Origin of the sequence: Prochlorococcus marinus, from assembly GCF_001180245.1 — a bacterium.
Classification (GTDB): domain Bacteria; phylum Cyanobacteriota; class Cyanobacteriia; order PCC-6307; family Cyanobiaceae; genus Prochlorococcus_A; species Prochlorococcus_A marinus_F.
Genome location: NZ_CVSV01000050.1, coordinates 1 through 489 on the forward strand (window position 1 = coordinate 1; position 489 = coordinate 489).

A 489-nucleotide genomic window follows, 5' to 3' on the forward strand; every position below is an offset into this window, starting at 1 on the left:
GCCTTAACAGTTAGAAAAGAGAAAGGACGATTAAGGAATTATTTCCATATTGGAACAGGAAATTATAACTCTAATACTTCAAAGTTTTATACAGATTTAGGGTTACTTTCAACGGATCCTGATATTGCATCTGATTTACTTGAGTTATTTAACTACTTATCTGGTTTCTCTAAACAAAAAAGTTATCAAAAGTTATTAGTTTCTCCCTCATCGATGCGAGAGAAATTTATATTTCTGATAAAGAGAGAAATTAAAAATGCACAAGAAGGCAAAAAAGCCGAAATAATCGCAAAAATGAATTCTTTAGTAGACCCAGAAATAATTAAACTGCTTTATTTAGCTTCAGACTCAGGTGTAAAAATTAGCCTCATCATAAGAGGTATTTGTTGCCTATATCCCCAAAGAAAAAATTTAAGTGAAAATATTAAAGTTATAAGCATTATTGGCCATTTTCTTGAACACTCAAGAATTTTTTGGTTTTGTAATAAC

At 29.7% G+C, this 489-nt stretch carries 1 pseudogene; it reads left to right on the forward strand.

What is annotated here, in order from left to right:
- Window positions 1–489 (forward strand): annotated as a pseudogene (locus AMO19_RS01920) (RNA degradosome polyphosphate kinase); the annotation flags it as partial.